The following is a 3,067-nucleotide window of genomic DNA, read 5'->3' on the forward strand; positions in this document are numbered from 1 at the left end:
GATACCGGCGAATCGGGGATCGTTCATGGCGACATTGTAGCCGGGCGCCGTGGAATGAACGGTTTGCGAACCGGCGCGGCAGCGGTCGGCCCCGGTTCAGGGCGTGCAGCCTAGCGTCGGCCCCGAGTCCCCGATCCATCGACAAGGAGTTCGCCATGAAAACCCGCATGCTGGCCGTTGCCGCCATCGCCGCCACCTCGCTGGCCGCCTGCGCCACCCAGCCGCGCGCTCCGGCCTACGGTTACGACCGTGGCTACAGCGACCCCTACGACCGCGGCTACTCGCAGCAGCGCTGCTACGACTGCGGCCGCATCGAGCGCATCGAGCAGGTTTACGGTGCCCGCAGGAACAGTCGCGCCGGCGCCGTACTCGGCGGCCTGGTGGGCGCGGTCGCGGCCCGCGAGATCCCGACCCACGGCAGCGAAGGCAAGGAGAACACCGCCACCATCGCGGGCGCCGTCGCCGGCGCGGTCGCGGGCAATGCCATCGAGAACAAGATGAACGAAGAAACCTTCGACATCCACGTTCGCATGGACGATGGCCGCCTGATCGTGCTCAACCGCAACCGGCTGGGCAACGGCATCCGCGAAGGCGCCTACGTGCGCGTCGACGGCAACAACCTCGAACTGCTGCGCTAGGAGCCATCGTCGCGACACGGACGTCGCAGGCTCCCCGGACAGACCGCCGTGGTATCTTCCCGGCGGTCTTTCCTTGTCCGGAGCTAGCGCATGCGTTCCCTGATCCTGGTCCTGATCGGCCTGTTCGTCGGCGCCGCCTGCGCCCTGATCGCCATGAGCGCGCTGCGCCAGGGCACGGCCTACCCGAACGGCGTCATGGCCGTGATGTCCGCGCACATGCAGGGCCTGGGCGCCAACGTGAAACAGAACCGCTGCGCCAGCACCGACCTGCTGCCGCACCTGCAGACCCTGCGCCATCTGGCCAACGACCTCGAGCCCGCGTTCCTGCCGACCGAGGACGACGAACGGTTTGTCCAGCACGCCACCGTGCTGCGCGCTTCGCTCGACGCCGGCCTGGCCACCACGCCGGCCGACTGTGCGGCCGCCGGCGTCGTCCTGGACCGCATCCAGAACGGCTGCCAGGCCTGCCACCGCGACTTCAAGGGCTGACCGGCAGCCAGTCGGCCAGGGCGGCGGCCACCGCCGCCGGCTCGCGCATCCAGCGGAAATGATCGGCCTGCGTGCCCAGCCGGTCGTTGTCGAAATGTTCGATGCGTCGGGGCCCCGGGCCCAGTTTTTCCAGCAGGTGGTGCAGGGTTGTTTCCGGCACCAGGGTGTCGTGCCGGAAATGCACGCCCAGCGCCGGGCATGACACCCGGGCCATGGCCGCTTCCAGATCCGCTGTTTCCCCGTAGTCGGCATAACCGCCGCGCCGGACCGTGCGCGACCAGTCGCGCATCAGTCCGCCGGCTTCGCGCCCGGCGAAGCCCAGGCGTTCGCCCGGGTAGTGGCCAACGATGCGGGTGACCAGCGGCAGCGCATGGGCAAAACCGGCGATGCCCCAGCGCTTGCCGCCGCGGTAGCTGCGCCAGTCGGGCACGCCGGTGGCGACCAGGGCCAGGCCGGCGCAGCGTTCGGGCCGGCGCGCGGCCAGCATGGCAGCGAACTGCCCGCCCAGGCTGTGTCCGCCCAGGCACCAGGACAGGTCGCGCGGGAGCGCGTCCAGCGCGGTGGGCAAGTCCTGGTCGAGCAGCTGCGCATACCCCCAGTCCCGGCTCCGGGCCGCGCGCCAGTCGCTGCTGGCGGTGCCGCGCCAGTCCGGCACCGCGGCGGCGACGTCGTGTTCGTACAGCGCCTGTGCGAACGCGTCGTACTTGTTCGCCGGCACGCCCAGCGCAGGCAGGAACAACAGGCCGCCGCGGGCCTTTTGCGGGCGCCACTGGCGCAGCACGAAGCCGTGGCCATCGGGCGCCTGCAGCCTTGATTCTTCAACCCGCATCCGGTGATTCCCCGCAAAACCCCAAGCATACCCAGCCCGCCAGGCCCTGCGCGTGTGTCCTCACGCCGGCGACACGCAGCCGACACGCGCCCCTGACGCCGCCGCGACGGCCCCATGACGGCCACCCGTGGACACTGCAAACGTGCCCAAACGGGGCATCACCCCCACCCTGGAGAAACCCATGACCCTGCTTCGCAAAACCGCGCTTGCCCTGATGCTTTCCGGCCTCGTCGCGACCCCGGCGCTTGCCGGCCATCACGAAGGCAAGGAAAAGGCCGCCGGCACCATCGTTGACGTCGCCGCCGGCAACGCCGACTTCGAAACCCTGGTTGCCGCCGTCAAGGCCGCCGGCCTGGTCGAGACCCTGTCGGGCGAAGGCCCGTTCACGGTGTTCGCGCCGACCGACGAGGCGTTCGCCAAGCTGCCGGCCGGCACGCTCGACTCGCTGCTGCTGCCCGAGAACAAGGACCAGCTGGTTTCGATCCTCACCTACCACGTGGTCGCCGGCAAGGTGAAGGCCGCCGACGTGGTGAAGCTTGATACCGCCACCACCGTCAACGGCCAGGCCGCCGACATCGAAGTCACTGGCGGCACCGTGCGCATCGACGGCGCGACCGTCACCGCCACCGACATCAAGGCCAGCAACGGCGTGATCCACGTGATCGACACCGTCATCATCCCGGACTGAGTTCCACCCTCTCCCGCGTCTCCCAGGACGGCCCGCTTCGGCGGGCCGTCGCTTGTTATGCTCGGCCGATGGACCCGCAAACCACCTGGTACATCCTTGCCGGCGCCCTGATCGTGATCGGGCTGCTGGGCACCATCCTGCCGGTGCTGCCGGGGCTGCCGGTGATGTTCGCCGGCATGTGGTTGGCGGCCTGGGCCGACGGTTACCAGCGCATCGGCGGCGGCGTGCTGGTGCTGCTGGGCATCCTGGTCGCCATTTCCATCGTCACCGATTTCCTTGCCAGCCTGCTGGGCGCCAAACGTGCCGGTGCGTCAAACAAGGGCATGTGGGGCGCCGGCATCGGCGGTTTCGTAGGCATCTTCTTCGGCCTGCCCGGCCTGCTGGCCGGCCCCCTGCTGGGCGCGGCCGCCGGCGAAATGGCCC

The 3,067-nt window shown here is 69.9% G+C and carries 5 protein-coding genes; 4 read left to right on the forward strand and 1 reads right to left on the reverse strand.

Annotated features, from left to right (window positions below; genetic code table 11):
• Positions 1-155: 155 nt before the first annotated feature.
• Positions 156-638 (forward strand): peptidoglycan-associated outer membrane lipoprotein precursor, encoded by a 483-nt coding sequence (locus tag AACZ35_RS13575; RefSeq protein WP_339830185.1) that lies wholly within the window; start codon positions 156-158, stop codon positions 636-638.
• Between the two features lie 90 nt (positions 639-728).
• Entirely contained in the window at positions 729-1,127 is a 399-nt protein-coding gene (locus tag AACZ35_RS13580) for a hypothetical protein (protein WP_339830186.1), read from the forward strand.
• On the opposite strand, the gene AACZ35_RS13585 is transcribed toward AACZ35_RS13580, so the two are convergent.
• Entirely contained in the window at positions 1,117-1,956 is an 840-nt protein-coding gene (locus AACZ35_RS13585) for an alpha/beta fold hydrolase (RefSeq protein ID WP_339830188.1), read from the reverse strand. The two genes, AACZ35_RS13580 and AACZ35_RS13585, sit on opposite strands and share 11 nt — an antisense overlap.
• Before the next feature lie 181 nt (positions 1,957-2,137).
• On the opposite strand from AACZ35_RS13585, the gene AACZ35_RS13590 reads away from it, so the two are divergent.
• Both AACZ35_RS13590 and AACZ35_RS13595 read left to right on the forward strand, forming a co-directional pair.
• Positions 2,138-2,644, forward strand: coding sequence for a fasciclin domain-containing protein (locus AACZ35_RS13590; protein ID WP_339830190.1), 507 nt, complete (start codon positions 2,138-2,140; stop codon positions 2,642-2,644).
• Between the two features lie 68 nt (positions 2,645-2,712).
• Positions 2,713-3,067 (forward strand): DUF456 domain-containing protein (locus AACZ35_RS13595; protein WP_339830192.1); only part of this gene is annotated, 355 nt, incomplete at its 3' end.

Source organism: uncultured Arenimonas sp. (assembly GCF_963976025.1).
Lineage (GTDB): Bacteria > Pseudomonadota > Gammaproteobacteria > Xanthomonadales > Xanthomonadaceae > Arenimonas.